Here is a 25,430-nt window from a genome sequence, read left to right as displayed (position 1 = left end):
CTGCTAACGTCGCGGGCCCTCCCGGCCGCCGCGACGACCCATGCCTCCTGCGCTCCGCATCCCCGCCCTGCTGGCCCTGCTGCTCCTGGCCTCCTGCCGCGGCGGCCAGGCCGATGCCGCACCCGCGGCCGAGGCCGGGGACGCGACCACGCCCGCGTCGGTCGGCGCAGTCGCCAGCGGCGCGTATCCCGACCTGTTCGCTGAGGCCGGCTACGGCGCCGACGAGGTCCAGGCCAAGGTCGACGCCGCCTTCGAGCAGCTGTTCCACGGCGACCCGGAGCAGCAGGCGCTGTACTACGAAACCGGCCGCAACGAGCACGGTCCGCTCGCCTACATCCACGACGTCCACAACGACGACGTGCGTTCGGAGGGCATGTCCTACGGGATGATGATCGCGGTGCAGCTGGACCGGAAACGCGAGTTCGACGCGATCTGGAACTGGGCGAAAACCCACATGTACCACGACAACCCGGCGCATCCGGCCCACGGCTACTTCGCCTGGTCGGTGCGGACGGACGGCACCGCGATCGACGAGATGCCGGCGCCCGACGGCGAGGAGTACTTCATCACCGCGCTCTACTTCGCCTCGGCGCGCTGGGGCGACGGCGACGGCATCTACCGCTACCGCGCGCAGGCCGACCGCCTGCTCGCCGACGTGCTGCACCGGCAGGAGATCACCGGCGCGACCAACCGCGGCACCATGACCGCGGTCAACCTGTTCGACCGCGACGCGAAGATGGTCCGCTTCACCCCGGACGTGGCGAACGCCGCGCATACCGACGCCTCCTACCACCTGCCCGCCTTCTACGAAGTCTGGGCGCGAGTGGGGCCTGACGTCGACCGTGCGTTCTGGCGCGAAGCCGCGCAGGCCAGCCGCGACTACTTCGTCGCCGCCGCGCATCCGCGCACGGCGCTGACGCCGGACTACGGCAACTTCGACGCGACGCCGTGGGCGGCGCCGTGGCGGCCGGATGCGGTCGACTTCCGCTACGACGCCTGGCGCAGCGCGATGAACTGGTCGATGGACTGGTCGTGGTGGCGGGCCGACCCGCGCCAGGTGGACCTGTCCAACCGCCTGCAGGCGTTCTTCCAGTCGCAGGGCATGGACGGCTACGCCAGCCTCTACACGCTGGAAGGCGAACCGCTCGGCGGCGGCCAGACCACGGGCCTGGTGGCGATGAACGCCGTCGCCGGCCTGGCCGCCGATCATCCGCGCCGGCTGGACTTCGTGCGCGCACTGTGGGAGCGGCCGGTGCCGGCCGGGGAGCACCGCTACTACGACGGCATGCTCTACCTGATGGCCCTGCTGCATGCGAGCGGCCGCTACCGGGCGTGGCTGCCGACCGGCACGGACGGCTGAAGCCGCTCCTGCACCCGCGCCGCACCGCCGTCGCCCTGCGTCATTCCCTCGTCAACAACATGCGCCAAGGCGTTGTCCGCACACGGATTTGGTGAGCGGCGTCACAGCGTGAAGGTGGCGTGTACGTGCTAGGCTCAGGCCTTCACGTCCCCCTTCGGCCGGGTCGCCGGCCGTTCTCCTGTCCAGCCTCGAGGAAATCACGCGACATGGCCATCTTCCCTTCGAACAACGCCGCCAAGAAGGACGCCCCGTCCTTCGCGTCCGACGCCCCGCCGGCCGCGCCGCCGCGCGAGACGCCCGCCGTGGCCGACTTCAGCCCCGGCCAGGTCGCCCCGCCGCGCGCCACCGCGCAGGTCGAGACCAAGGAATCGCTGATCGCCTCCGACCTGACCATCGAAGGCAAGATCGAAGGCAGCGGCCACGTCCGCATCGCCGGCAAGTTCAAGGGCGACGTCAACGTCCAGGGCAACCTGCGCATCGAGAACGGCGCCAGGCTCAACGGCGGGGTCAAGGCCAAGCAGGTCGTGGTCGCCGGCGAGCTCGACGGCAACATCGAATCGGCTTCCCGGGTCGAACTGCTCGACTCGGCGGTATTGACCGGCGACGTCAAGGCCGGTTCGCTGACGGTCGCCGCCGGCTCCAAGATCCGCGGCCACGTCGAATGCGGCTGGGACGCCTCGGAATCGGCGGCGCCGCGCAAGACCAACGGCAAGGGCGAGACCGCGGAGCCGCGCGAACTCGCGTCCTGAGCGCGACGTGAGCACGCCGAAGCCGGGCATGGCAGGTGCCACGCGCACCTGCCCGCACTGCAAGACCAGGATCCTCGAAAGCGCGAGCATCTGCCCCTCGTGCAAGCACTACCTGCGCTTCGACACGCCGCGCACCGGCCCGGGCGCGGCGCCGGCGAGCACGACCGCGCTCCAGGTCGAGGGCATGATCCGCCACCCTTCCGAGGGCGGCGCCTGGGAATACTCGGTGCTGCTGACCGTGCGCGACGACGAGGGCAACGAGCTTGCCCGCCACGTGGTCGGCGTCGGCGCGATGCTGGCCGGCGAGGAACGCACCTTCAACCTCTCGGTCGAAGTCACCCCGACCAACGACATGCGCAAGCCGGCCAAACGCGGCACGCGGCATTAGGGCGACGCCAGTCGCTCACCATCAGCTCGTCGCCGCGGCGCGCGCCGAGCGATTGGACAACACGAAGCCGACCACCAGCACCAGGGCGATGACGATCTGGGCGGCGATGCCCTCGACCGTCGGATACAGGCCGAGCAGTTCCACCCGCGGGCCGCCGTCGATCCAGGTGATCGGCAGGTATCCGGCCTCCTGCAGCGCCGACACCGCCTTGCCGATCAGCACCACGGCCAGGGCCGCGATCAGCAGCGAGCTGTAGCGGAAGAACTGCCCGATCGGCAGGCGGCGGCTGTAGCGCATCATCACCCAGCCGATCGCCACCAGCACCAGCGACGCCGCGACGCCGCCGGCGATCACGCTGCCCTGGCTGCCCTGGTTCCAGATCGCGGCGAAGAACAGGATCGTCTCGAAGACCTCGCGGTACACGACCACGAAGACCAGGCCGAGCAGGAAGATGCCCGAGGTCTTGCCCAGGGCATGGCTGAGCTTGTCGCGCACGTAGCGCTGCCAGGCATCGGCGTGGCTCTTGCCGTGCATCCAGATGCCGACCCAGACCAGGACCACCGCCGCCAGCAGCGAGCCGAAGCCTTCGGACAGCTCGCGGCTCGCGCCGCTGATGGTGATGACCCATGTCGCCAGCGCCCACGTCAGCACGCCCGCGCCGAGCGCGGACAGCCAGCCGCCGTGGACCCACGGCAGCATCTCGGTGCGGCCGGCCTTGCGCAGCAGCGCGATGATCGCCACGACGATCAGCAGCGCCTCCAGGCCCTCGCGCAGCAGGATGGTGAACGCGGCGATGAAGCTGGAGGCGGAAGACGTGCGGTCCTGCGCCAGCACCTGCTCGGCTTCGCCGAACAGTCCGTCGAGTTCGTCGACCTGGGCCTGCAGCACCGCGGCATCGGCGTTGCCCGCGATACCCGAGCGCACCCGCGCCATCGCCGCCTCGATCTTCACCATCAGCGGGTTGTCGCGCGCGGCGAGCAGCGGCTCGACCGGCTCGAACCCGTCCAGGTACGCCGACAGCGCCAGGTCCTTCGCCCGTTTCGCGTCGCCGTCGCGGTAGGCGGCCATGGCCTGCCTGAGCAGGCTGCGCGAGGTGGCGAGCGCGGTGTCGAGATCCTGCGCCTGCGCCGCGTCCGGATGCCGGCGCAGGTAGGCCACGATCGCCGCGGCGTCATCGGCCGATCCAAGCTCTTTCGCCAGGTCCGCGGGCGTGGTGCCGATGTAGTGCTCGAAGTCGAGCTTCGCCCGCAGCGCGGGATCGCGCTCCAGCCGCTCGCGGCCGGCCGTGACCCCGGATTCGGGATAGGCCATCGCGCCGACGTAGGTGGCCAGGGCCCAGCGGTCCTCGACCGGCAGCCCGCTGTAGCTGACCATCGAGGTGCCTTCCAGGCCCTGGTCGATCACCTGGTACAGCGCGAACACGCTGCGTTCGTCGGCGCGCTCGCGGTCGGTGAAATCGATCGGCGGCGGATCCAGGCCCGCGCTTGCCACGCCATCGCCGCCGCCGGTGTCGCCGTGGCAGCTGGCGCACAGCTGCCCGTACAGCGCTTGTCCGCGCGCGTACTGCGGCGGGCTGGTCGGCATCAGCGGGATCGGGTACGCCTGCACCAGCGAGGCCGCGAGCGCGCGCGCCTGCGCGGCGATCCGGTCGGGCGAGGCCTTGGCCGCGATCGCCTGCTGCAGCGCTTCGGCATCCTGCTTCAGCTGGCCTGACGCAGGCGTCGGCGGCAGCGCCTCAATCGAGGCGGCCGCCGTGGCCGAGAACTCCAGCATCTCGTCATATTCGAGCTGGTTGACGACCTCGCCGCCTTCCACCGCCTCGCGGTAGTCCACGGCGATGTAGTCGAGCAGGCGCCAGGTGGTGGCGACTTCGCCCTCGGAAGCATGAGCGTGGGTGCAGATCAGGGCGACGCCGAGCAGCAGCGTCGCCAGCAGGCGGCGTGGGATCATGGATACATATGAGAATGTGTCTCAATCAAGTTTACCGCACCCGGCGCGTCGTGCGTGCATCCCCTTCCGGGAACAGGGACCGAAGCTGGCCGGAGCGGATGCCCGACCCGGAGCAGGCGACCGGTGACTCCGATCCGCCGCCCCGGTGGCCCACTGCCGACAAACGCGGCGGCTATCATGCGGCCCCTGCCAGGCTTCCCGAGCACACCATGCCGGAATCGCTGTCGATCCACCGAACCGGGGCCGTGCTGCGGCTGACGCTCGACCGGGCGGACCTCCACAACGCCTTCGATGCGGACCTGATCGCGCGCCTGACCGACGCGCTGGCCGAGGCCGCCGGCGACGCCGCGGTGCGCGCCGTGGTGCTGGGCGGCGCCGGCGCCTCGTTCTCGGCCGGCGCCAACCTGAACTGGATGCGCGGCATGGCCGCCGCCAGCGAGGCCGAGAACCGCGAGGACGCCCTCGCCCTCGCCCGCCTCATGCGCACCCTGGACGAACTGCCCAAGCCGACCATCGCGCGCGTGCACGGCGCCGCGTTCGGCGGCGGCGTCGGCCTGGTCGCCTGCTGCGACATCGCCATCGGCGTGCCGGAAGCGAAGTTCGGCCTGACCGAGAGCAAGCTGGGCCTGCTGCCGGCGGTGATCTCGCCCTACGTGATCGCCGCGATCGGGCCGCGGCAGGCGCGGCGCTGGTTCGCCACCGCGGAAATCTTCGATGCGGCGCAGGCGCTGCGCATCGGGCTGCTGCACGACGTGGTCGCGGCCGACGCGCTGGACGCCGCGGTCGAGCGCCAGCTCGGGCTGCTGCTCAAGGCCGGCCCGGTGGCCGCGTCCGCCGCGAAGGCGCTGGTTCGCGAAGTCGCCGCGCAGGCCGACCGCGATGCGCTCGACGACGCCAACGCCGCGCTGATCGCGAAACTGCGCGTCTCGCCCGAAGGACAGGAAGGCCTGTCGGCCTTCCTCGGCAAACGTTCGCCGGCATGGAGTCTTGAGAAGCTTTGAAAGCCCTCCCCTTCAAGGGGGTGAGGGCGGCCTGCTTGAGCGGCACTGCCGCTCAGGCCGACCGAACGCCCGGCGCGCTGCGCCGGGCCGGACGGGTTGGGTGGGGATGGTGTTCAAGGAGGAACATCAACATGCAAGGACAAACCAACAAGAAGATCATCCAGGGAAAACTGCAGCGAAACCTGCGCAATCAACCCACGGACGCGGAACAAAGGCTCTGGCAGTATCTGCGGGGACGACAGTTGGAAGGCTGCAAGTTCCGTCGGCAACACCCGTTCGGCGACTACATCCTGGATTTCGCCTGTCTGGACAGGAAAGTCGTCGTCGAAGTCGATGGAGGGCAGCACGCTGCCAACGGTGCATACGATGCGGAGCGCACGAAGTTTCTCGAAAAGGCTGGATTCAAGGTTCTGAGGTTCTGGAACAACGAAGTATTTGAAAATACTGAGGGAGTCGTGGACGTGATTGTTGCTGCGTTGATTGAACGTGCTCTAACACCATCCCCACCCAACCCTCCCCTTGAAGGGGAGGGCTAAGAGCGATGTTCTCCAAGATCCTCATCGCCAACCGCGGCGAAATCGCCTGCCGCGTGATCCGCACCGCGCGCCGGCTCGGCATCCGCACCGTCGCGGTGTTCTCCGAGGCAGACGCCGACGCGCAGCACGTGCGCCTGGCCGACGAGGCGTCTCCCATCGGCGGGTCGCGCCCGGCCGACAGCTACCTGCGCGGCGACGCCATCCTCGAAGTCGCGAAGCAAAGCGGCGCGCAGGCGATCCATCCCGGCTACGGCTTCCTCAGCGAGAACGCGGACTTCGCCGATGCGGTCGAGGCCGCGGGCCTGGTGTTCATCGGCCCGAAGGCGGCGTCGATGCGCAAGATGGGCAGCAAGGCCGGCGCCAAGGAACTGATGCAGGCCGCCGGCGTGCCGGTGGTGCCGGGCTACACGGGCGAGGACCAGTCGCCGAACACGCTCGCGCGCGAGGCCGCGCGCATCGGCTTCCCGCTGATGATCAAGGCCGCGCACGGCGGCGGCGGCAAGGGCATGCGCGTGGTGCGCGCGCTCGAGGAGTTCATGCCCAACCTCGAGAGCTGCCAGCGCGAGGCCGCCAACGCCTTCGGCCGCGACCGGGTGCTGCTCGAGCGCTACATCGAATCGCCGCGGCACATCGAGATCCAGGTCTTCGGCGACGCGCAGGGCAACGCCATCCACCTCAACGAGCGCGAATGCTCGGCGCAGCGGCGCTACCAGAAGGTGTTCGAGGAATCGCCCTCGCCGTTCCTCACGCCGGAGCTGCGCAAGGCCATGGGCGAGGCCGCGGTGCTCGCCGCACGCGCGATCGACTACGCCAACGCCGGCACCGTGGAGTTCATCGTCGATCCCGCCGGCCACTTCTATTTCATGGAGATCAACACGCGGCTGCAGGTCGAGCACCCGGTCACCGAGCTGACCACCGGACTCGACCTGGTCGAATGGCAGCTGCGCGTGGCCGCGGGCGAGCCGCTGCCGCTGAAGCAGGAGCAGGTGCCGCAGCACGGCCACGCCATCGAGGTGCGGCTGTACGCGGAGGATCCCGAGGCCGGCTTCCTGCCCGGCTCCGGCAAGCTCGAACGACTGGACCTGCCCGAACCGTCGCAGCAGGTGCGCATCGACTCTGGCGTGGTCGAAGGCGACGTCGTGACCATCTTCTACGACCCGATGATCGCCAAGCTGATCGTGCACGACCGCGATCGACCCGCCGCCCTCGCCCGCCTGCGCGAGGCGCTGGCCCAGTGTGCGATCGAGGGCCCGAAGTCGAACATCGCCTTCCTCGAAGCGCTGGCGCGACATCCGGCCATCGTCGAGGGGCGGATCGACACCGGCTACCTCGACCGCCATCTCGACGAGTTCACCGGCCGCCACGACGCCGATCCGGACCTGCTGCTGGCCGCGGCCACCGCCTCGCTGCTGCAGCAGGAACAGGCCACGCGCGCAGCCGCCGCGCGCTCGACCGACCCGAGTTCGCCCTGGGCCATCGCCGACGGCTGGCGCCTGGGCCATGCCGGCCAGCGGCGGCTGGCGTTCCAGCATCGCGACGAGCGCATCGACCTCGTCGCGCAGGGCGACGGCGGACGCTACCGCATCGCGCACGGCAGCCGGCTGGCGGCGGTCGAGGGCGCACGGCTGTCCGGGCATGAGCTCTCCTTGCGTATCGATGGCGAGGGGCGCCGTTTCCGCGTCGCCGTCGGGCAGGACTGCATCGACGTGCACGACGGCGACCGCCGGCTGTCGCTGCAGCCGCGCGCGGTGTATCGCCACGAAGCGTCCAGCCAGGACGCGGGCGACGACCGTGTGCGCGCACCGATGCCGGGCCGCGTGGTGGCCATGCGCGTGGCCGTCGGCGACAGGGTTGAACAGGGGCAGGAGCTGGCGGTGATCGAGGCGATGAAGATGGAGCTGGCGCTGAAGGCACCGCGTGCCGGCACGATCGGCGAACTGCGCGCGCAGGCCGGCGATTTCGTCGAGGCCGATGCCGTGCTGGCCGTGCTGGAGGACTGACGTGGCCCTTCCCCCCAGCGTCCGCATCGTCGAGGTCGGCCCGCGCGACGGCCTGCAGAACGAGAAGACCCTCGTGCCCACGGCGGCGAAGATCGAACTGGTCGACCGCCTCTCCGCCACCGGCCTGCAGACCATCGAGGCCACCAGCTTCGTCAGCCCCAAGTGGGTGCCGCAGCTGGCCGATGCCGCGGAGGTCTTCTCGGGCATCGACCGGCGCCCGGGCATCGCCTACCCGGTGCTGGTGCCCAACCTGCAGGGCTACGAACGCGCGCGCGCGGTCGGCGCGGAGGAAGTGGCGGTGTTCACCGCGGCTTCCGAAGCCTTCAACCGCAAGAACACCAATGCCGGCATCGACGAATCGCTGCAGCGCTTCGCGCCGGTGCTCGAGCGCGCGCAGGTCGACGGGACGAAGGTCCGCGGCTACGTCTCCACCGTGCTCGGCTGCCCCTACCAGGGCGAGGTGCCGCTGGCCGACGTGGTGCGCGTGGCCAAGGCGCTGCACGCCATGGGCTGCTACGAGATCTCGCTCGGCGACACCATCGGCGTCGGCACGCCGGACAAGGCGCGGGCGATGCTGCGCGCGGTCGCGGCCGAGGTGCCGATGCCGGCGCTGGCGGTGCACTTCCACGACACCTGGGGCCAGGCCCTGGCCAACATCCTCGCCTGCCTCGAGGAAGGCGTGGCGGTGGTCGACAGCGCCGTCTCCGGCGCCGGTGGCTGCCCCTACGCGAAAGGCGCGAGCGGTAACGTCGCCAGCGAGGACGTGGTGTATATGCTCCACGGCATGGGCATCGACACCGGCATCGACCTCGACCGGCTCGCCGACACCGGCCGCTGGCTGGCCGGCCTGCTCGGCCGCGAAACCGGCAGCAAGGCCGGCAGGGCACTGGCGGCGGCCGGATGACGCATCGGCCGCTGCCGGACGAGGCCGCGATGCCCCCCGCCAACGACGGGACGGCGCAGATCGTGGCCTCGCTGGAAGCGGCCTGCCGCGACCTCTCCCTGCCGGCCGAGGCGCGCGACCTCTTCGCCCGCGCACGCGAGGCCCTGCGCGCCGCCAGCAGCGACGCCGAAACCGCCCGTCTGCGCTACCACGCGCTGTTCGACGCGGTACCCGACCCGGTCAGCATCCTCGACGAGACCGGCATCGTGCTCGACCTCAACAAGGCCGGCATGGCCGCCTACCGGCGGCCGCGCGAGGAGATCGTCGGCCAGCCGATCGAGGTGCTGAACCCGGACCTGCCCAAGGACCACCTGCGCCCGGTGCTCGAAACCCTCAACCGCGGCGAGACCTACGTGATCGAGGTCGCGAACATGCGCGGCGACGGCACCCGCTTCCCGGTGGAAGTGCACTCGGCCGGCTTCATGCACGACGGGCGCCGCTGCATCGTCGCGGTCGCGCGCGACCTGAGCGCTCGCCGCGCGGCGGAACTGCACTACGGCCAGCTGCTGGAGGTGCTCGACAAGGGCGTGCTGGTGCTCGACGACCACGGCCGCCTGGTGCAGACCAACGCCGCGGCGATGCGCATCCTCGGCGCTGACGAGCACCACGACTTCCAGCAGTACCTGCGCGCGGCCGACTGGGCGATGGTCGACGAAGGCGGCCGCCCGATCACCACCGGGGAACTGCCGCCGGCACAGACCCTGCGCACCGGCAAGGCCACCGAGAGCCGCGTGCTGGGGCTGTACCACCGCCCCGAACGCCGGCTGCGCTGGCTGTCGGTGAGCAGCGTCCCGCTGTTCGCGCCCGGCGGGCGCAAGCCGCTGCAGGTGCTGTCGTTCTTCAGCGACGTCACCGAGCTCAAGCGCGACAGCGCCCTGTTCGACCGCGCCCAGGCGCTGGCGCACATCGGCGGCTGGGAGTGGGAAGTCGACCGCGACGCGCTGTACATGACCGACGAGGCGCTGCGCATCCTCGGCCACGACCGCGGCGTGCAGTCGATCGGCGACCTGCTCGCCGCCCTGTGCGAAGCCGACTGCCTCCGGCTCGACGCCGCCCTGCAGCAGACCATCGCCGGCAACCGCCCGCTCGACCTCGAGGTGGAGGGCCTGCGCGCCGACGGCAGCCCGCTGTGGCTGCGGATCATCGGCGAGGCCGAGATCAACCGCTCCGAGGGCACCAGCATCACCGGCACCCTGCAGGACATCACCGAGCGCAAGCAGGAGCAGGAGACGCTGCGCGTGCGCGCCCGCACCGACCCGCTGACCGGCCTGCTCAACCGCGACGCGATGCTGTACGAGCTCGACACGCGCATGCGCGACCCGCTGCACGGCGGCATCGCCGTGCTGTACATCGACCTCGACCGCTTCAAGATGGTCAACGACGTGCTCGGCCACGCCGCCGGCGACGACCTGCTCAACGCCGCGGCGCGCCGCATCAGCCGCGCCGCCGGTACCGAAGGGCTGATCGCCCGCTTCGGCGGCGACGAGTTCCTCGTCGTCTGCAACACCCGCGACGACGACACCCGGCCCGAGCGCATCGCCAAGGCGATCCTGGAGGCATTCACCGAATCCTTCCGCTTCGAGAAGGAGGAGTTCGCGATCACCGCCAGCATCGGCATCGCCCGCGCGCCGCGCGACGGCGACCGGCCGCAGACGCTGATCCACAACGCCGACGCGGCGATGTACGACAGCAAGCGGCGCATGCGCAACGGCCTGCAGGAATTCAGCCCGGAGCTGGAGCAGTCGCAGCAGAACCGGCTGCGGGTGGAAACCCACCTGCGGCGGGCCGCCGACAACGACGAGTTCCGGCTCGTCTACCAGCCGCAGGTCGACCTGCGCCACGGCACCACGATCGCCGCCGAAGCCCTGATCCGCTGGCAGAACCACCAGCTCGGCGAAATGCGGCCCGACCATTTCATCGGCCACGCCGAGACCACCGGCGACATCGTGCGCATCGGCCGTTGGGTGCTGAACGAAGCCTGCCGCCAGGCCGCGGAATGGCGCGACGCCGGCCTCGGCATCATCCGCGTCGCGGTGAACGTGTCCTACCGCCAGTTCCTGGCGGAGGACCTCGCCGGCACCGTCCGCGAAGCCCTGCGTGAACACGGCCTTCCCGGCTCGGCGCTGGAGCTGGAATTCACCGAGCGGGTGCTGATCGAGGACGCGCCCGACACCCTGCGCACCTTCGCGGTGCTGCGCGAACTCGGAGTGATCCTGACGATCGACGACTTCGGCGAAGGCTACAGCGCGCTCAACTACCTGCGCCGGCTGCCGATCCACGGGCTCAAGCTCAGCCAGCTGTTCGTCGAGGGCGTGCCCGGCAACCATTCCGACGTCGCGGTCTGCCAGGCGGTCGCCGGCATCGCCCGCAGCCTCGGCCTCGGCCTGGTCGCCGAGGGCATCGAATCCGAGCCGCAGCGGCGCTTCATGCTGGAGCTGGGCGTGCCGGTTGGCCAGGGATTCCTGTTCGCGCCCGGCCTGCCGCCGGACGAGTTCGCGCGGCGGATGACCACCGCCCGCGTGTAGGCGCGCCTTCGGGCATCCCGTCAGCGGCCTGCACCGGGGTAAAATGCGGCGTTTTCCAGGCAGGACTTTCCATGCAAGCTTCCCAGGTCCGCGCCATCGTCACCGGCGGCGTCTCCGGCCTCGGCCTCGCCGTGGCGCAGCGCATCGTCGCCGACAACGGCAAGGTCGCCCTGTTCGACGTCAACGACGACAAGGGCGCCGCGGCGATCGCGCAGCTCGGCGACGCCAACGCCCGCTATTTCCGAACCGACGTCACCCGCGAGGACGACGTCGCCGCCAACGTCGCCGCCGCGCGCGACTTCCTCGGCGGCCTCAACGCCGCAGTCAACTGCGCCGGCATCCTCGGCGCCGGCCGCGTGCTCGGCCGCGAGGCGCCGATGCCGCTGTCGCAGTTCAGCGCCACGGTGATGGTCAACCTGGTCGGCAGCTTCAACGTCGCCAAGGCGGCGGCCGCGGCCATGCAGCACAACGACGCAGGCGACGACGGCGAACGCGGCGCGATCGTCAACACCGCCAGCGTCGCCGCCTACGAGGGCCAGATCGGCCAGGCCGCGTATTCCGCCTCGAAGGGCGGCGTGGTCGGCATGACCCTGCCGATGGCGCGCGAACTCGCCCGCTTCGGCATCCGCGTCAACACCATCGCCCCGGGCATCTTCTGGACGCCGATGGTCGACGGCATGCCGGACGAGGTGCAGCAATCGCTGTCGGCCTCGATCCCCTTCCCGTCCCGCCTCGGCAAGCCGGAGGAATTCGCCGACCTCGTCGCCTACGTCCTCGGCAACCGCTACCTCAACGGCGAGACCATCCGCCTCGACGGCGCGGTGCGGCTGGCGCCGAAATGACCGCCAAAGGCGGTCATCCCGAGCGCAGCGAGGGATCTCCGCACGGGATGCAAGATCCCTCCCTGCGGTCGGGATGACACCATAGAGGCTGCCGCCAGCTTCCCAATCACGAATCACCAATTCACGAATCACCATTCCCATGAAAGCCTACGACGTCAAGAAAGGAAACGTGGTCGAACACAACGGCACCGTCTACCAGGTGCGCGACATCGAGCGCAGCTCGCCGCAGGGCCGCGGCGGCAACGTGCGCTTCCGCTTCATCATGTACAGCGTGCCGGGCGGCAACAAGCTCGACGCGAGCTTCGACGGCGAGGACAGCCTGTCCGAGGTCGAGCTGCTGCGCCGCCAGGCCACGTACTCGTACAAGGACGGCGACGCCTTCGTGTTCCTCGACGACGAGGACTACACGCCCTACACCCTCGACGCCGACGTGGTCGGCGACGACGCCGGCTACATCACCGACGGCCTGACGGGCACCTACGTGCAGATCATCGACGAGCAGCCGGTGGCGCTGCAGCTGCCGCAGCACGTCACGCTGGAGGTGGTCGACACGCCGCCCGAGCTCAAGGGCGGCACCGCCACCAAGCGGCCGAAGCCGGCGACGCTCAGCACCGGCATCGAGATCATGGTGCCCGAGTACATCGTCAACGGCGAACGCGTGCTGGTGAACACCACCACCGGAGAATTCGGCGGCCGCGCGGATTGAATCCGGGTCTGCGTTGCGAATCCGGCCCCTCGCTCGCTTCCGGATTCGTTGTCCATCTCCAGTTCTTCACCCGCCTCCAGTTCGCCATCGATTTCCAGCCCGTCATCGACTTCCGGCCCGTCGTCGACTTCCAGTCCGTCATCGACTTCCAGCCCGTCGTCGACTTCCGGCCCGTCATCCCGGCGAAAGCCGGGATCCATCTTGATCTTGCTTTCCTTTTGCCCTTCAGCGAAAGGTGAACCGAAAAATGGATCCCGGCTTTCGCCGGGATGACGAAGGCTGAGCGTGATGCTGATGCTGATGCTGATGCCGATTCTATCGAGCGGATGCATCCAGGCTGCCGACCTGCGCACCCTGCATCGCGCGCAGGCGATCGCCCAGCAGCGCGAGGTTGGCTTCAGTGTCCTCCAGTCGCGCCCGCTGCTCCGGCGGCAGCCATTCCCGGGCCTGCCGGTACAGGTCGTCGCGCAACCCGCGCAGGCGCGCGTCGTCGCGTTCGACCGCGGCGGCCAGGCGTTCGCGCTCGTCCGCCTGCGGCAGGCCGTAGCCTTCGCCGGGCAGCAGCAGCGCCGGGCGTCCGGCGTAGGCGCCATCGGCCAGCAGTTCCCGTAGGCGTCCGGCGACCGCGTCCATTCCGTCGCCCCCACCGCGCAGGAATCGCTGCTTCAGCGCCTCGCGCGCCTGCGCCTCCCCGCGTCGCAGGGCGGCCTGCTCCAGTACCAGCAGCGCGGCCGTGGCGCGCAGGTCGCCGTTCGAGTGGAACGGCGTGCGCCGCGCGGGATCGAGCGAAAGCCAGGCCTGCGCGTCACGCGCGGGCAACGCCATCGCAGCCTCCACGACCGCGAACATGTCGTCGAAATACGCCGCCATCGATTCGAAGCGATAGCCTTCGCGCAGCGCGGCGGCGGCATCGTCCAGCACCGAGACATCGGCAATGCCCTCGCGCTGCAGCCGGCGCAGCAGGCCGGTCGGCGTGACGCTGCGCAGCTTCGCGCGCGACAGCCGCGGCACGCCGTCGTTGAGCAGCTTCCAGGTCTCGACCGCGCAGTTGTTGCCGACGAAGTAGTAGCGCCCGTCGTAGCTCCAGTGCACCTGCGCGGCGCGTTCGAGCAGGGCCGCGACCTCGCCCTGGTCCAGCCGCAGCGGGATCGATTGCAGCCCGCGCAGTTCGACCTTGGTGTACTCGTCCACCACCTGCGCCAGCGGCAGCACGAACAGGCGCGCCGGATACGAGCCGGTCTGTCCGCGCCAGCTGGACACCTGCACGTCGTCGACAAAGGCGCGGAACGAGAGCACGACGTGGTGTTCGAGATCGAGGCGGCAGTCGGGGCCGCGCGGGCGGCCGGGAGCGCACACCACCAGCCGCAGCATGGCGTGGCCCCAGCGGCTCATCGGCTGCTCGTTGGCCTCGGCGAACAGGTATTCGACCGACTGCACCCGGGCCGGATCGAGCGCCTGCAGGCGCAGGGCCGCATCGTCCTCGCCGGCGCCGACGAAAGGCAGGTCCTGCGTACAGGCCGGCGTCGGCTGCGGCGACGCGCCGAAATGCGCGACCAGATGGCGATGCAGCGCCGGACGCCGGCAGGCGTAATCGGGATCGAGCAGGAAGTGCTCGAAGTTCACCGCGAAATACTCGACCGGCGACGCCAGCTCGTAGGCGTCGGGGCTGCGGTCGCGCAAATCGTTGTGCGTCGTGCGCAGCCCGAAGCGCAAGGGACGCACCGGCCAGCCGGCGAGGTCGAGCAGGCGCGGGTCGCGCGACAGGCCGCCGTGCGGTGAGCGGTCGTAGAGGTGGGCGAGTTCGTGCAGCAGCGTTGCCAGTGCCGCACGCGCGGCGGGTTCGTCGATTCCCGCTGCGCTCCCAGGGAGATTTCTCCCTTCGGTCGAAATGACAAGTCGGGGAATCCTGTCATTTCGACCCCGGACTTGATCCGGGGGAGAAATCTCCCTCGCACTCGCGTCCCGGCGCATCCAGGCGCCGAGCAACTCCCGCTGCAGGCCGATGCGCCCGTTGCGTGCCCGCCCGTGCACCTGTGCGGGCAGGTCGTCGCGCCAGCGCAGCACGATGCTCTCGTCGAGCCGTTCGCGAAACGTTGGCGGCAGCAGGGCGAGCGCATGATCGGCCAGGTCGCGCGTCGCCGCGGCTTCATCCGCCGACAAGCCGGCGTCGTCGACTTCCAGCCGCAGCGCCGCCGGCGCCGGCGCCGCGCACGCCAGCAGACCCGCCAGCAGCCAGGCGCGGGCCGGGAATCGCATCGAGGGCCCGGTCAGCGGGCCAGGATCGCCTGCGCGAGCTGCAGGTCGCTGGCCGCGCGCGCGGCCGGGTCCTGTTCGCGCAGGTGGCGCAGCGCCGCCTCCAGCCGCGCGCCGCGGATCGCGCCGTCGCTGGCGACGAACATCGCCGCGTCGTCGCGTGCGCCCAGCACCCGTTTGTCGTCGCCGGACGTGCTGCCCGAGGACGCGGACGAGCCCGCGGAGGAAGCCCCACCCGTGGTCCCGGCGAAACTGCCGGCGTGGGTGGCGAAGCTGGCGCAGGCAAGCAGCGCGAACACCGGGGCGATGCGTTTCATCGGAGGCTTCCGTGGTCGTCGAAGGTGCAAGGGTAGCCGCTGCCCGCGGGCCGTGGCTGAACGCAGCGGCTCAGGCGTCGAACAGCTTGCCCGGATTCATCAGGCCGTCGGGATCGAGCACGCGGCGGATGCCGCGCATCAGCGCGATCTCGGCCTCGCTGCGGGTCGAGGACAGGTAGGGTTTCTTGACCAGGCCGATGCCGTGCTCGGCCGAGATGCTGCCGTCGTGGCGCTGCAGCGCCTGCGCCAGCAGCTTGGTCACGCGCTCGCAGTCGTTCACGAAATCCACCTGCGCCATGTCGTCGGGCTTGAGCACGTTGATGTGCAGGTTGCCGTCGCCGATGTGGCCGAACCAGACCACGTCGAACTGCGGGTATTCCTGCCCCAGCAGCGCCCGGGTTTCGGCGAGGAAGGCCGGCATCGCCGAGATCCGCACCGAGACGTCGTTCTTGTAGGGCACGTACTTCGCCAGGCTCTCGGTGATGCCCTCGCGCAGGCGCCACAGCTGCGCGGCCTGCGCCTCGCTCTGGCTGATCACGCCGTCGAGCACCCAGCCCTCGCCCACGCAGTGTTCGAACGCGGCCAGCGCCGCGCCCTCCTCCGCCTCGCCGGCGGCGAATTCGGTCACCACGTAGTACGGATGGGCCTCGTCGAACGGCTTCTGCGCACCGTGCGCCAGCACGTGGTACAAGGCGCGGTCGGTGAAGAACTCGAACGCCTCCAGCCGCAGCTTCGCGCGCAGTTCGGCGAACACCCGCATCAGCGCGTCGAAGTCCGCCAGCGCCAGCAGCATCACGCTGGTCGGCGGCGGCGGATCGGTCAGCCGCAGCGTCGCCTCGACGATGATGCCGAGCGTGCCCTCCGAGGCGACCGCGAGGTGCCGCAGGTCGTAGCCGCTGGAGTTCTTGACCAGCCCGCGGCCGACGTCGAGCAGTTCGCCGCGGCCGTCGACCAGCTTCAGGCCGGCCACCCACTCGCGGGTGTTGCCGTAGCGGATCACGCGGATGCCGCCGGCGTTGGTGGCGATGTTGCCGCCGATCGAGCACGAGCCGCGCGCGGCGAAGTCCACCGGATAGACCAGGCCGTGCTCCTTCGCCGCGTTGTGCACGGCTTCCAGCGCCATGCCCGCCTGCACGGTCAGCGTGCGGTCGACCGGATCGAAGCCGATGGCCTTGTTCATGCGCTCGAGGCTGACGACGAGTTCGCCGTTCGCCGCCACCGCGCCGCCGGACAACCCCGTGCGGCCGCCCGAGGGCACGATCGCCACGCCGGCCTCGCGCGCCCAGCGCACGATGGCCTGCACCTGCTCGACGGTCGCCGGCAGCGCGATCGCCAGCGGCGCGGGTGTCCAGCGCCGGGTCCAGTCGCGGCCGTAGTGCTCGAGGTCGGCGGCGTCGGTCAGCAGGCGCAGCTCGGGCAGCGTCTGCGACAGCGCGGCCAGGCGCGGGTCGGTCATCGTGGAGGCATGGCGACGAAGGGAGCGCAAGCGTGCCAGCCGCGACCGCGGGCGTCCAGCACGGGCAGCGACCGCGGACCCGGGCGCTGCGTGGGAGCGGCCTCGGTCGCGAAGACATCGGCGATCATCGCCCTGGCAGGCGATCGCGACTGAAGTCGCTCCCACAAGAAGCTTTCGTTTCCGTCGCAACCGAAACCCGCGGCAGTGTTCCGCTGATCCAGCGCCGGTGTTCCGCGCAGCGCACCGAAAACAGCGTGGTGCAGTGCGGAAAACGCGCGTCGCATCTGGCATAGTGATGGACTCCCTCCACCATCGATCCGGACAGCAGCGCGCATGACGCCCCTGAAGACCTCGTTCCCGAAGCAGGACATCCGCGTTGTACTGTTCGAGGGCATCAGCCGCAGCGCCGTCGAGGTGTTCAAGGCCGCCGGCTACGAGCAGGTGGAACTGCTGCCGAAGTCGCTGGCGGGCGACGAGCTCAAGGCGAAGATCGCCGGCGCGCACATCGTCGGCATCCGCTCGCGCACGCAGCTCACTGCCGAGGTGCTGGCCGAGGCGCGCAAGCTGATCACGATCGGCTGCTTCTGCATCGGCACCAACCAGGTCGACCTGGAGGCCGCCGAACTCGCCGGCATCCCGGTGTTCAACGCGCCCTACTCCAATACCCGCAGCGTCGCCGAACTGGTGGTGGCCGAGGCCATCCTGCTGATGCGCGGCATCCCGCAGAAGAACGCCGAATGCCATCGCGGCGGCTGGAGCAAGTCGGCGCTGGGCAGCCACGAGGTGCGCGGCAAGACCCTGGGCATCATCGGCTACGGCCACATCGGCACCCAGGTCGGCGTGCTGGCCGAATCGCTGGGCATGCACGTGCTGTTCCACGACGTCGAGGCCAAGCTCTCGCTCGGCAACGCGCGCGCCGCGGGCGATCTCGACGACCTGCTGCAGCGCTCCGACATCGTCACCCTGCACGTGCCGGAGACGCCATCCACACAACTGATGTTCGGCGCCGCCCAGATCGCGAGGATGAAGCCCGGCGCGCACCTGATCAACGCCTCGCGCGGCACCGTGGTCGACATCGACGCGCTGGCCGCGGCGCTGGAATCGGGCCACGTCGGCGGCGCCGCGGTGGACGTGTTCCCGGTCGAACCCAAGGGCAACGGCGACAGCTTCGAATCGCCGCTGGCGAAGTACGACAACGTGATCCTGACCCCGCACGTCGGCGGCAGCACGCTGGAGGCGCAGGACAACATCGGCACCGAAGTGGCCGCCAAGCTGGTGCGCTACAGCGACAACGGCGGCACGCTGTCGGCCGTGAACTTCCCCGAGGTCACCCTGCCCGAGCACGCCGGCAGCCACCGCATCCTGCACATCCACCGCAACGTGCCGGGCGTGCTGTCGCAGGTCAACGACCTGTTCTCGCGCGAGGGCGTCAACATCGACGGCCAGTTCCTGCGCACCGACCCGAAGGTCGGCTACGTGGTGATCGACGTTGCTTCGACACCGGAAATCACCGCGCGACTGCGCGCGGCGCTGAACGAGATCGAGGGGACGCTGCGGACGCGGGTGCTGTACTGACGGAGCGATGTCCCGCCGGATGCAGGCGATGAAAACGAGACTGTCATTCCGTAGGACTGTCATTCCGAACGCAGTGAGGAATCTGCTTCCAGTGCACGTCGACGCTACCGGAAAGCAGATTCCTCACTGCGTTCGGAATGACAGTTCGAGGTGAATCCAAGGAGACCCGCAATGCCCCGCACCTCTACCGCCTTCCTGTTCGACCTCGACGGCACCCTCGTCGACAGCGTCTACCAGCACGTGCTGGCCTGGAAGGAGGCGCTGGATCGCGAGGGCGTGGACCTGTCGGTCTGGCGCATCCACCGCAAGATCGGCATGAGCGGCGGGCTGTTCACCAACATCCTGCTGCGCGAGACCGGGCTCGACATCACCGAGGACCGCCTCGACCGCCTGCGCGGCTGGCACGCCGAGGCCTACAACCGCCAGGCCGCCGCCGGCGCGATCAAGCCGCTGCCGGGCGCGCGCGAGCTGCTCGCGTTCCTGAGCGACGAAGGCATCCCCTGGGCCATCGCCACCAGCGGCCGCATGGAAACCGCGGCGCCGAACATCGCCGCGCTGGGCGTCGACCCGGCGAAGGTGCCCGTGGTCACCCGCGACCAGGTACGCTACGCCAAGCCCGACCCCGACCTGTTCCTCGCCGCCGCCGACCGGCTGGGCGTCGACATCCAGCATTCGCTGGTGATCGGCGACAGCATCTGGGACATGCTCGCCGCGCAGCGTGCGCGCGCACTCGGCGTCGGCCTGCTGTCGGGCGGATACGGACTGGAGGAACTGGAGCGCTCGGGCGCGTTCCGCGTCTACGACGATCCGGCCGGCCTGCTGCGCCACGTCGACGAGGTCGCTGCGCGCCGCTGAACTCCCCACACGTGGGAGCGCCCTTGGGCGCGATTCCCGCGGCTATGGTTGTCCGCCAAACGCATCGCGCCCGAGGGCGCTCCCACGCAGCCATTTCCGCGCCATCCGGCGCAACGACATGTCCGCTTCGGCGTCCACCGCGATCGCGTCGATGTCGCGCCAGGCCAGCGCATGCGATTCCTCGCCGACCACGAACGCCTCGTCGTTGCCGGCATGGACGACATAGCGCACGTCGTAGTGCCAGTGGCCGGGCACGTCCTTGCGCTCGGGGATCCAGTGGCGGTCGAGGTCGTAGATCTCCGGATCGACGCGCAGCCCACTCAGCCCCGATTCCTCCTCCGCCTCGCGCAGCGCGACGCGCGCCAGGTCGCGGTCGCCGTCGGCATGGCCGCCGAGCTGGACCCAGATGCCGAGCTTGCGGTGATGGGTCAGCAGCACCCGCCGCCGGTCCCGCGCCACCAGCCAGGCGGATGCGGTGAAGTGCCCGGCCAGGCGTTCGCGCAGGAAGGGATCCTCCGTGTCGCCCAGCAGCGCGATGAAGGCCTCGGCCACGTCACGCTGGTCCGGGCAGCGCCGGGCGTGGGCCTCGAAGGCGTTCGCCAAGGGTTCCAGATCGTCCGGAATGTGCAAAGCTGCGCGCCTCCCGCCGTGTCCGCCATCGGACCGGCCATTGTCGTCCAACCGGCCCGCGCTTGTGCGTCGCACCCGCGTTTGGCAAGGTAGCAACGGTAACCATTCACCGGCCGACCCCACCGGCACTCCATCCACATCCAGGGAAACACTGATGTCGAAAAGTCTGTTCAGGGTCAAGCCGGTCGAGCCGGCGCCGCACGTCGATGCCGGCGAACCGGTCGAAGGCTCCCTGCAGGGCGAGACCACCCTCAAGCGCACGCTGACCGCGCGCCACCTGGTCCTGCTCGGGATCGGCGCGGTGATCGGCGCCGGCATCTTCGTGCTCACCGGCCAGGCCGCGGCCAACCACGCCGGCCCGGCGATCATGCTCAGCTTCGTGCTCGCCGGCACCGCCTGCGCGCTGGCCGGCCTGTGTTACGCCGAGTTCGCGGCAATGATGCCGGTCTCGGGAAGCGCCTATTCCTATTCCTACGCCACCCTCGGCGAGTTCGTCGCCTGGTTCATCGGCTGGTGCCTGGTGCTGGAGTACCTGTTCGCCTCCAGTACGGTCGCGGTGGGCTGGTCGGGCTACCTGATCAGTTTCGTCACCGGCACGCTCGGGCTGCCGTTCCCGGCGCAGCTCACCACCGCGCCGATCGACTGGAACGGCACCGCCTTCGTCAGCACCGGCCATCTGTTCAACCTGCCGGCGGTGCTGATCGTCGCGGCGGTCAGCGGGCTGTGCTACGTCGGCATCACCCAGTCGGCGATCGCCAACTCGATCATCGTCGCGATCAAGGTCACGGTGATCGCACTGTTCATCGGCTTCGGCGCGATGTACATCGATCCCGCCAACTGGACCCCGTTCATTCCCGAGGCGCAAGGTCCCGGCAAGTTTGGCTTCGACGGCGTGACCCGCGCCGCGGCGATCGTGTTCTTCGCCTACATCGGCTTCGACGCGGTGTCCACAGCGGCGGGCGAGGCGAAGAACCCGCAGCGCGACATGCCGATCGGCATCCTCGGTTCGCTGGCGGTCTGCACCATCATCTACATCGTGGTCTGCGCGGTGCTGACCGGCATGACCCACTACTCGCTGCTCGGCACCGCCAAGCCGGTCGCGACCGCGCTGGAGCCCTATCCCGGCCTGGCCTGGCTCAAGACCGCGGTCGAGATCGGCGCGATCGCCGGCCTGTCGTCGGTGATCCTGGTGATGCTGATGGCGCAGCCGCGCATCTTCTACTCGATGTCGCGCGACGGGCTGCTGCCGAAGCTGTTCGGCAAGGTGCACCCGAAGTACCAGACGCCGTACGTGGGCACGATCATCGTCGGCGTCGTCGCCTGCGTGCTGGCCGGCTTCATGCCGCTCAACGTGCTCGGCGAACTGGTGTCGATGGGCACCCTGCTCGCCTTCGCCACGGTCTGCGCCGGCGTGCTGGTCCTGCGCAGGACGCGCCCGGAGCTGCCGCGCCCGTTCCGCGTGCCGTTCGCGGGGGTGATCTGCCCGCTCGGCGTGGTGGCCTGCCTGTACCTGTTCTGGCAGCCGTTCACCGAGCACTGGAAGCTGCTGGTCGGCTGGACCGCGCTGGGCCTGGTGATCTACTTCGCCTACGGCTACCGCAACAGCAGGCTCAACACGCCCTGATGCATGCCTCCTTCGACGGCGCCCTCGCGGCGCCGTCGCCGTTTCGCCACCTTCCCGCTGCGAGCACACGATGACGACGGTCGAGACCGCGAAGAAGATCGGACCCGTGCTGGCGACCTTCGTGGTCGCCAACAACATGATCGGCTCGGGGTTCTTCCTGCTGCCGGCGTCGCTGGCGGAGATCGGCGGCGTCACCGCGTTCTCGTGGCTGGTGGGGACGCTGATCGCGATGGCGCTGGGCGGCGCGTTCGCGCGGCTGGCGCGGCAGTACCCGGACCTCAACTCGCCCGACGACTACGTGCGCCCGGCATTGGGCCGCGACATGGGCTTCCTCGCCACCACGCTGTACTGGATCTCGTCGTGGATGGGCAACAACGCGATCGCGGTGGCGGCGTTCGGCTACCTCGTGATCCTGCTGCCGATCGACGACAGCGGCAGCGTGCGCCTGGTCGGGCAGGTCGCGCTGATCTGGCTGATGTTCGCGCTGAACCTGCTCGGCCCGCGCTCGATCGCCCGCTTCCAGTCGATTTGCGTCATCTTCGGCCTGCTGCCGGTGGTGGCGGTGCTCGTCGCCGGCTGGGGCAGCTTCGACGCGGACATCTACCGCGAGAGCTGGAACCTGACCGGCAAGTCCGACACGGTCGCGGTGTTCAGCCAGCTGGCGCCGGTGTTCTGGGCCTTCGTCGGCCTGGAGACCGGGGCGATGGTCGCCGGCGTGGTGAAGGATCCCGACCGCAACGTGCCGATCGCGACCCTCGGCGGCATCCTGATCGCCGGCGTCGTCTACCTCGTCTCGTCGGTGCTGATGATGGGCATCGTGCCGGCGCAGGAGATGGCCGCCTCGAGCGCGCCGTTCGCGCTGGTCGCCGGCAAGATGTTCGGCCCCTGGGCGATCCCGCTGATCGCGGCCGCCGCGGCGCTGAAGGCCACCGGCACCCTCGGCGGCTGGATGCTGGTCACCGGCGAGTCGGGCGCGCGGGCCGCGCAGCGCGGCTTCCTGCCTTCGATCTTCGGCCGGCTGCGCGCGAACGGCTCCGCGGGCTGGGGGCTGTTCATCATCGCGCTGTCGATGACCGGCATCGCCGTCGTCACCGTGGCGCCCACCGTGTCCGGCCAGTTCTCCACGATCATCAACATGGTCGTGACGCTGGTGGTGATGGCCTACATCGCCGCCGGCCTGAGCCTGCTGTTCGGCACCCGCGAACGGCCCTCGACCGCGGACCGCATGCTGGGGATGCTCGCGCTGGTCGCCTGCGGCCTGCTGATCTCGTCGACCGACAACGACATCCTGATCGGCTCGCTGGTGATCGCGCTGCTGGCCTGGGCGGCGTACCGCGGCTTCGGCAACCGATACGGGGCGCCAGCGGCCTGAAATCCCTCCCGGCGCCGCAGCGCGCCGTGGGAGCGGCCTTGGCCGCGAATGCCTTCCGGCATTCCCGGTCAATGCCTTCGCGGGCGAGCCCGCTCCCACGCATGGCGATACACTTGCACCATGAGCGACGCCCTGCCCTACGACAGCCACCGCCTGCGCCACCTCGCCGGCGAGATCATCACCAACGTGCGCGAACTGTCGCAGCTCGGCTGGACGCCTGCGACCAGCAGCAACTTCTCCGAGCGCCTGGACGACCGCCACGCCGCGATCACCGTCTCCGGCCGCGACAAGGGCCGCCTGACCGAGGCCGACATCATGGTCGTCGACTTCGACGGCCAGGCCGTCGGCAGCGACCACCGCCCGTCCGCGGAGACGCTGCTGCACACCCAGCTCTACCGGCGCTTCCCCGAGGTCGGCTGCATCCTGCACACGCATTCGCGCAACCAGACGGTGGCCTCGCGGCTGTTCTCCGGCGCCGGCCACATGCGGCTGGAAGGCTACGAACTGCTCAAGGCCTTCCGCGGCAACGAGACCCACGAGACCGCGCTCGACGTCCCCGTGCTGCCCAACAGCCAGCACATGCCCACCCTCGCCGCGCAGGTCGACGCCCTGCTCGACCGCGGCCCGATGTGGGGCTACCTGATCGACGGCCACGGCCTCTACGCCTGGGGCCGCGACATGGCCGAGGCGCGCCGGCACCTGGAGGCGTTCGAGTTCCTGTTCGGCTGCGAACTGGAGCTGCGCCGGCTCACCGCCGGCCACTGAACGCCCGCCGCGTTGCACCGGCGGAACGCTCGCGTTCCGCTGCCGTTACCCCCGTTTCCGGCGCAGCTGCTAGGCTGGAACGCCCCCCGCCGCCTCACGAGCCCAGCCGCCATGAGCCGACTCCGCATCTTCTCCGACCAGGCCCCCGAGACCCCCGAATTCACCAGCCACGACGGCGACGAGATCGCACGCGAACTGGCGAAGATCGGCGTGCATTTCGAACGCTGGCAGGCGAGCCAGCCGATCGAGGCCGGCGCCACGCCCGAGCAGGTGCTGGCCGCGTACAGGGCCGACATCGACCGCATCTCCGCCGAGCGCGGCTTCACCACCGTCGACGTGATCAGCATCGCGCCGGACAACCCGAAGAAGGACGAACTGCGCGGCAAGTTCCTCGACGAGCACTTCCACAAGGAAGACGAGGTGCGCTTCTTCGTCGACGGCTCCGGCCTGTTCACCCTGCACGTGGGCGACAAGGTCTACGAGATCGAGTGCGTGAAGGACGACCTGATCGCGGTGCCCGACGGCACCACCCACTGGTTCGACATGGGGCCGGAGCCGCGCTTCGTCGCGATCCGCTTCTTCGAGCAGCCCGACGGCTGGATCGGCCACTTCACCGGCACCGACATCGCGCAGAAGTTCCCGCGCTACGAGAATCCGGCGGCGGCGGCGGTGTAGCCCCGACCTGCCGTAGGTCGGCCCCCGTATCAAGTACGGGGCAGGCTCTACGTGGCCGACGCACGCCTCCCGCGAGGTTGCGGAAAAGCGCGTCGGGGGCGTAGCCCCGACCTACGCCCCGACGCATGCCGGTCGTGCACGCATCCCCGTCGGGGAGCCATAATCCAATGCGTCTCTCCACGTGGCGCCACTGCATGCCCCCGGTCATCCTCACCGACATCGAAGGCACCACCTCCTCGATCTCCTTCGTCAAGGACGTGCTGTTCCCCTACGCGCGGCGCGAGCTGCCGCGCTTCGTGCGCGAGCACGGCCAGGAGCCGGAGGTCCGCCGCTGGCTGGACATGGTCGCGCTGGAGAACGGCGGCCTGTGTCAGGACGCGATGATCGTCGAGACCCTGCAGGGCTGGATCGACGAGGACCGCAAGCACACCGCGCTCAAGGCGCTGCAGGGCATGGTCTGGGAAGCGGGCTACGCAAGCGCCGACTTCACCGCGCCTGTGTATCCGGACGCCGCCCAGGCGCTGCGCCGCTGGCACGCGGACGGACATGCGCTCGCGGTGTATTCCTCCGGCTCGGTGCCCGCGCAGAAGCTGCTGTTCGCGCACACCGACGCCGGCGACCTGACCGGCCTGTTCTCGGGCTGGTTCGACACCGCGGTCGGCGGCAAGCGCGACGTGGCGAGCTACGCCCACATCGCCGAAGCGCTCGGCGCGGCGCCGGCCGACATCCTGTTCCTGTCCGACGTGGTCGCCGAACTCGACGCCGCGCGCGAGGCCGGCCTGCGCACCACCCTGATCGACCGGACCGACGACTATCCGCAGCCACGCACCGGCGATGCCGCGAACGGCCATCCGCGCGCGACCGGCTTCGACGGCGTCGACGCCGGGGGCTGAACCGGCGATGCGCGA

23 protein-coding genes are annotated in these 25,430 nt (G+C 70.0%); 18 read left to right on the top strand and 5 right to left on the bottom strand.

The annotated features are described in order from the left end of the window. Positions 1-40: 40 nt before the first annotated feature. The 3 genes from FQY83_RS02045 (at position 41) to FQY83_RS02035 (ending at position 2,497) form a co-directional block, all read left to right on the top strand. Complete coding sequence (locus FQY83_RS02045; protein WP_146384549.1) at positions 41-1,360, top strand: family 8 glycosyl hydrolase; 1,320 nt, start codon at positions 41-43, stop codon at positions 1,358-1,360. 206 nt (positions 1,361-1,566) lie between these two features. Beyond that, positions 1,567-2,109, top strand: a complete 543-nt coding sequence (locus tag FQY83_RS02040; RefSeq protein ID WP_192906655.1) for a bactofilin family protein — start codon at positions 1,567-1,569, stop codon at positions 2,107-2,109. Positions 2,110-2,116: 7 nt separating this feature from the next. Beyond that, a complete protein-coding gene (locus tag FQY83_RS02035; protein WP_146384547.1) occupies positions 2,117-2,497 on the top strand; it encodes a hypothetical protein in 381 nt (126 codons plus the stop codon). Positions 2,498-2,518: 21 nt separating this feature from the next. Here the strand turns inward: FQY83_RS02035 and FQY83_RS02030 are convergent, their stop codons facing one another. Next, positions 2,519-4,447 (bottom strand): FTR1 family protein, encoded by a 1,929-nt coding sequence (locus FQY83_RS02030; protein WP_146384545.1) that lies wholly within the window; start codon positions 4,445-4,447, stop codon positions 2,519-2,521. Between the two features lie 209 nt (positions 4,448-4,656). Here FQY83_RS02030 and FQY83_RS02025 point away from each other — a divergent pair, with 209 nt between their 5' ends. The 8 genes from FQY83_RS02025 to FQY83_RS01990 all read left to right on the top strand — a co-directional run bounded on the left by FQY83_RS02025 (position 4,657) and on the right by FQY83_RS01990 (position 13,239). Continuing rightward, positions 4,657-5,448, top strand: coding sequence for an enoyl-CoA hydratase-related protein (locus FQY83_RS02025; protein WP_146384543.1), 792 nt, complete (start codon positions 4,657-4,659; stop codon positions 5,446-5,448). A 131-nt stretch (positions 5,449-5,579) separates the two neighbouring features. After that, positions 5,580-5,984: an endonuclease domain-containing protein gene (locus FQY83_RS02020; protein WP_146384541.1), complete on the top strand. Its 405-nt coding sequence runs from the start codon at positions 5,580-5,582 to the stop codon at positions 5,982-5,984. Positions 5,985-5,989: 5 nt separating this feature from the next. Continuing rightward, a complete protein-coding gene (locus FQY83_RS02015) occupies positions 5,990-7,984 on the top strand; it encodes an acetyl/propionyl/methylcrotonyl-CoA carboxylase subunit alpha (protein ID WP_146384539.1) in 1,995 nt (664 codons plus the stop codon). 1 nt (position 7,985) lies between these two features. After that, positions 7,986-8,888, top strand: coding sequence for a hydroxymethylglutaryl-CoA lyase (locus FQY83_RS02010; protein ID WP_202878144.1), 903 nt, complete (start codon positions 7,986-7,988; stop codon positions 8,886-8,888). Further along, positions 8,885-11,452: a sensor domain-containing protein gene (locus FQY83_RS02005; RefSeq protein WP_146384535.1), complete on the top strand. Its 2,568-nt coding sequence runs from the start codon at positions 8,885-8,887 to the stop codon at positions 11,450-11,452. Before FQY83_RS02010 ends, FQY83_RS02005 begins: the two co-directional genes overlap by 4 nt. Before the next feature lie 71 nt (positions 11,453-11,523). After that, a complete protein-coding gene (locus tag FQY83_RS02000; protein WP_146384533.1) occupies positions 11,524-12,294 on the top strand; it encodes an SDR family NAD(P)-dependent oxidoreductase in 771 nt (256 codons plus the stop codon). A gap of 139 nt (positions 12,295-12,433) precedes the next feature. Then, positions 12,434-13,000 (top strand): elongation factor P-like protein YeiP, encoded by a 567-nt coding sequence (yeiP, locus tag FQY83_RS01995; RefSeq protein WP_146384531.1) that lies wholly within the window; start codon positions 12,434-12,436, stop codon positions 12,998-13,000. Then, entirely contained in the window at positions 12,997-13,239 is a 243-nt protein-coding gene (locus tag FQY83_RS01990; RefSeq protein WP_146384529.1) for a hypothetical protein, read from the top strand. The genes yeiP and FQY83_RS01990 overlap by 4 nt, the downstream gene beginning before the upstream one ends. Before the next feature lie 76 nt (positions 13,240-13,315). Here FQY83_RS01990 and FQY83_RS01985 read toward each other — a convergent pair whose 3' ends face one another. From FQY83_RS01985 to FQY83_RS01975, 3 genes are all read right to left on the bottom strand, one after another. After that, positions 13,316-15,256, bottom strand: coding sequence for a DUF7844 domain-containing protein (locus tag FQY83_RS01985; protein WP_146384527.1), 1,941 nt, complete (start codon positions 15,254-15,256; stop codon positions 13,316-13,318). 11 nt (positions 15,257-15,267) lie between these two features. Further along, positions 15,268-15,570: a DUF2388 domain-containing protein gene (locus FQY83_RS01980; protein WP_146384525.1), complete on the bottom strand. Its 303-nt coding sequence runs from the start codon at positions 15,568-15,570 to the stop codon at positions 15,268-15,270. Positions 15,571-15,640: 70 nt separating this feature from the next. Beyond that, positions 15,641-17,026: an FAD-binding oxidoreductase gene (locus FQY83_RS01975; RefSeq protein WP_146384523.1), complete on the bottom strand. Its 1,386-nt coding sequence runs from the start codon at positions 17,024-17,026 to the stop codon at positions 15,641-15,643. A 333-nt stretch (positions 17,027-17,359) separates the two neighbouring features. Here FQY83_RS01975 and serA point away from each other — a divergent pair, with 333 nt between their 5' ends. Both serA and FQY83_RS01965 read left to right on the top strand, forming a co-directional pair. Further along, positions 17,360-18,601, top strand: a complete 1,242-nt coding sequence (gene serA / locus FQY83_RS01970; protein ID WP_146384521.1) for a phosphoglycerate dehydrogenase — start codon at positions 17,360-17,362, stop codon at positions 18,599-18,601. A gap of 171 nt (positions 18,602-18,772) precedes the next feature. Next, entirely contained in the window at positions 18,773-19,456 is a 684-nt protein-coding gene (locus FQY83_RS01965; RefSeq protein ID WP_146384519.1) for an HAD family hydrolase, read from the top strand. 42 nt (positions 19,457-19,498) lie between these two features. Here the strand turns inward: FQY83_RS01965 and FQY83_RS01960 are convergent, their stop codons facing one another. Then, on the bottom strand, positions 19,499-20,068 hold the full coding sequence (locus FQY83_RS01960; protein WP_146385310.1) for an NUDIX hydrolase: 570 nt from the start codon (positions 20,066-20,068) through the stop codon (positions 19,499-19,501). A gap of 172 nt (positions 20,069-20,240) precedes the next feature. Here FQY83_RS01960 and FQY83_RS01955 point away from each other — a divergent pair, with 172 nt between their 5' ends. The 5 genes from FQY83_RS01955 to mtnC all read left to right on the top strand — a co-directional run bounded on the left by FQY83_RS01955 (position 20,241) and on the right by mtnC (position 25,415). Continuing rightward, on the top strand, positions 20,241-21,710 hold the full coding sequence (locus FQY83_RS01955; RefSeq protein WP_146384517.1) for an amino acid permease: 1,470 nt from the start codon (positions 20,241-20,243) through the stop codon (positions 21,708-21,710). Between the two features lie 70 nt (positions 21,711-21,780). Further along, complete coding sequence (locus FQY83_RS01950; protein ID WP_146384515.1) at positions 21,781-23,082, top strand: amino acid permease; 1,302 nt, start codon at positions 21,781-21,783, stop codon at positions 23,080-23,082. Positions 23,083-23,202: 120 nt separating this feature from the next. Then, positions 23,203-23,847 carry a methylthioribulose 1-phosphate dehydratase gene (locus tag FQY83_RS01945; RefSeq protein WP_146384513.1) on the top strand — a complete coding sequence of 215 codons (645 nt, stop codon included), beginning with the start codon at positions 23,203-23,205 and terminating at the stop codon, positions 23,845-23,847. A gap of 111 nt (positions 23,848-23,958) precedes the next feature. Next, the gene (locus FQY83_RS01940; protein WP_146384511.1) at positions 23,959-24,522 is read left to right on the top strand and encodes a 1,2-dihydroxy-3-keto-5-methylthiopentene dioxygenase; all 564 of its coding nucleotides are present in this window, start codon (positions 23,959-23,961) and stop codon (positions 24,520-24,522) included. A gap of 194 nt (positions 24,523-24,716) precedes the next feature. Continuing rightward, on the top strand, positions 24,717-25,415 hold the full coding sequence (mtnC, locus tag FQY83_RS01935) for an acireductone synthase (protein WP_146385308.1): 699 nt from the start codon (positions 24,717-24,719) through the stop codon (positions 25,413-25,415). Positions 25,416-25,430 lie beyond the last annotated feature (15 nt).

This window comes from Luteimonas marina, from assembly GCF_007859325.1.
Taxonomy (GTDB): Bacteria; Pseudomonadota; Gammaproteobacteria; order Xanthomonadales; family Xanthomonadaceae; genus Luteimonas; species Luteimonas marina.
This window is presented reverse-complemented; position numbering and strand designations above follow the sequence as displayed.

What these genes read in the sequence shown, in the direction of transcription:
- FQY83_RS01955 (WP_146384517.1), top strand. Translation starts at nt 20,241, where the DNA reads ATGTCGAAAAGTCTGTTCAGGGTCAAGCCGGTCGAGCCGGCGCCGCAC.
- FQY83_RS01985 (WP_146384527.1), bottom strand. Translation starts at nt 15,256, where the DNA reads ATGCGATTCCCGGCCCGCGCCTGGCTGCTGGCGGGTCTGCTGGCGTGC.
- FQY83_RS02025 (WP_146384543.1), top strand. Translation starts at nt 4,657, where the DNA reads ATGCCGGAATCGCTGTCGATCCACCGAACCGGGGCCGTGCTGCGGCTG.
- FQY83_RS01940 (WP_146384511.1), top strand. Translation starts at nt 23,959, where the DNA reads ATGAGCCGACTCCGCATCTTCTCCGACCAGGCCCCCGAGACCCCCGAA.
- FQY83_RS01950 (WP_146384515.1), top strand. Translation starts at nt 21,781, where the DNA reads ATGACGACGGTCGAGACCGCGAAGAAGATCGGACCCGTGCTGGCGACC.
- FQY83_RS02015 (WP_146384539.1), top strand. Translation starts at nt 5,990, where the DNA reads ATGTTCTCCAAGATCCTCATCGCCAACCGCGGCGAAATCGCCTGCCGC.
- FQY83_RS01980 (WP_146384525.1), bottom strand. Translation starts at nt 15,570, where the DNA reads ATGAAACGCATCGCCCCGGTGTTCGCGCTGCTTGCCTGCGCCAGCTTC.
- FQY83_RS02005 (WP_146384535.1), top strand. Translation starts at nt 8,885, where the DNA reads ATGACGCATCGGCCGCTGCCGGACGAGGCCGCGATGCCCCCCGCCAAC.
- mtnC (WP_146385308.1), top strand. Translation starts at nt 24,717, where the DNA reads ATGCCCCCGGTCATCCTCACCGACATCGAAGGCACCACCTCCTCGATC.
- FQY83_RS01965 (WP_146384519.1), top strand. Translation starts at nt 18,773, where the DNA reads ATGCCCCGCACCTCTACCGCCTTCCTGTTCGACCTCGACGGCACCCTC.
- FQY83_RS02000 (WP_146384533.1), top strand. Translation starts at nt 11,524, where the DNA reads ATGCAAGCTTCCCAGGTCCGCGCCATCGTCACCGGCGGCGTCTCCGGC.
- serA (WP_146384521.1), top strand. Translation starts at nt 17,360, where the DNA reads ATGACGCCCCTGAAGACCTCGTTCCCGAAGCAGGACATCCGCGTTGTA.
- FQY83_RS01945 (WP_146384513.1), top strand. Translation starts at nt 23,203, where the DNA reads ATGAGCGACGCCCTGCCCTACGACAGCCACCGCCTGCGCCACCTCGCC.
- yeiP (WP_146384531.1), top strand. Translation starts at nt 12,434, where the DNA reads ATGAAAGCCTACGACGTCAAGAAAGGAAACGTGGTCGAACACAACGGC.
- FQY83_RS02040 (WP_192906655.1), top strand. Translation starts at nt 1,567, where the DNA reads ATGGCCATCTTCCCTTCGAACAACGCCGCCAAGAAGGACGCCCCGTCC.
- FQY83_RS02030 (WP_146384545.1), bottom strand. Translation starts at nt 4,447, where the DNA reads ATGATCCCACGCCGCCTGCTGGCGACGCTGCTGCTCGGCGTCGCCCTG.
- FQY83_RS02045 (WP_146384549.1), top strand. Translation starts at nt 41, where the DNA reads ATGCCTCCTGCGCTCCGCATCCCCGCCCTGCTGGCCCTGCTGCTCCTG.
- FQY83_RS02020 (WP_146384541.1), top strand. Translation starts at nt 5,580, where the DNA reads ATGCAAGGACAAACCAACAAGAAGATCATCCAGGGAAAACTGCAGCGA.
- FQY83_RS01975 (WP_146384523.1), bottom strand. Translation starts at nt 17,026, where the DNA reads ATGACCGACCCGCGCCTGGCCGCGCTGTCGCAGACGCTGCCCGAGCTG.